The sequence below is a fragment of the Nocardiopsis sp. RV163 genome (genome assembly GCF_001029525.1).
GTDB classification, from domain to species: domain Bacteria; phylum Actinomycetota; class Actinomycetes; order Streptosporangiales; family Streptosporangiaceae; genus Nocardiopsis; species Nocardiopsis dassonvillei.
In genome coordinates this window covers 1-1,397 of record NZ_LEKI01000336.1, presented here as the reverse complement: position 1 = coordinate 1,397, position 1,397 = coordinate 1, and the positions used below count along the sequence as shown (strand labels likewise).

Sequence of the window (1,397 nt, the reverse complement as noted above, 5' to 3'; positions counted from 1 at the left end):
CGTCAAGGACGACCCGCCCACCAACAACCCCGACCGCGACACCGACGCACCGCCCCCCGGCGGCGGACCCGACGGGCCCCCCGCCACCGGGCCCGACCGGGGCCCGGACTCCCCCGCGCCCAAAAACGACCCGACCAGCGCACCCCTGGCGCCGCCCGCCCTGAACAAGGACCTGGCCCAGATCCTGGGCCGCCACAACGACGAACTCCTGGTCCCCTACCACCCCGCCAGCGCCCCCGGCGCGGGCGCCTTCGACAACCCCGCCAAGGCCGCCGCCGCCCGCGAGGAGTTCGCCGACCTGTTCGCCCGCCACTTCGGCGACCACCTGGGCCACCAGGCGGCACGCGAGCTGGGCCGCGACTACGCCCACACCCTGACCCGGCACTGGAACGACCCCGCCCTGGGCCAGCACCTGCGCCAGAGCATCGGGGACCGCCTGCCCCCGCACATGCGCGACCACCTGTCCGACGTGCCCGTCAACCTGCGCCAGCCCCTCAACGACTACTTCTCCACCGCCAGCGCCTACGCCCAGATGAGCGGGGGCAGTGTCGGCTCCGGTGCGTTGGAGGGCTACCTGGGCGAGGGGCTGGGCAGCGTGATGGACGGACGCGGCTGGCAGGCCTCGGTGTGGTCGGCCACCGCAGGCGCTTCCCAGGCCGGTATCCAGCAGGGCGCCACCGACGGAGCCCTGCGCGGTCTGGACCTGCTCAAGACCACACCCGACCTGTCGGTACCACCACCCCCGACCGAAACCACGAGCGAGGACGCCAGCGGCCGCGGCGGTGACCTCACCGGTCCCGGCGGCGCCGATCCCCGGGCGCGCGGAGACGGTGGTCCCGACCAGGGCGGTGACCGTGCCCCCGAGCGCGGCGGCGACCGCTCCCAGCGGCAGGACGACCGCGACGGCGACGGCGAGGGGCCCTCGGCCTTGGACCGCGACAGCGACGGGACCCCCGACCGCGACCGCGACAGCGACGGGACCCCCACCCCCGACCGCGACAGCGACGGGACCCCCGCCCCCGACCGCGACGGCGACGGGTCCTCGGCCTTGGACCGCGACGGTGACGGACCCTCCGTCTCGGGCCGCGACGGCGCTCCGGAGTCCTCCGGGCAGGGGACCGGTAACCGTGACGGTGTTCCCGGGATCGAGGACGTCCCCGACCTGGTCAGCGACACCGGCTCCGACTACGGCGACAGCGACACCGACAGCGAGTCCGGCGGACCCCAGGACCGCGACCGGGCCTTCGACGACGGTGTCGGCGTGTACCGCGACGAGAGCGAAGCCAGTTCGGAATCGGACGCCGAATCGGACGACTCAGACGACTCGGACGCGGACACCGACGTCAGGGGCACCCTCGACGAGGACGGCATCCGCCGCTTCGACTCCCCCGAGGAGG

1 pseudogene is annotated in these 1,397 nt (G+C 74.8%); it reads left to right on the top strand.

Annotation, left to right across the window (positions count from 1 at the left end):
- A pseudogene (locus tag ABD54_RS28450) lies at positions 1-1,397 on the top strand (hypothetical protein); the annotation flags it as partial.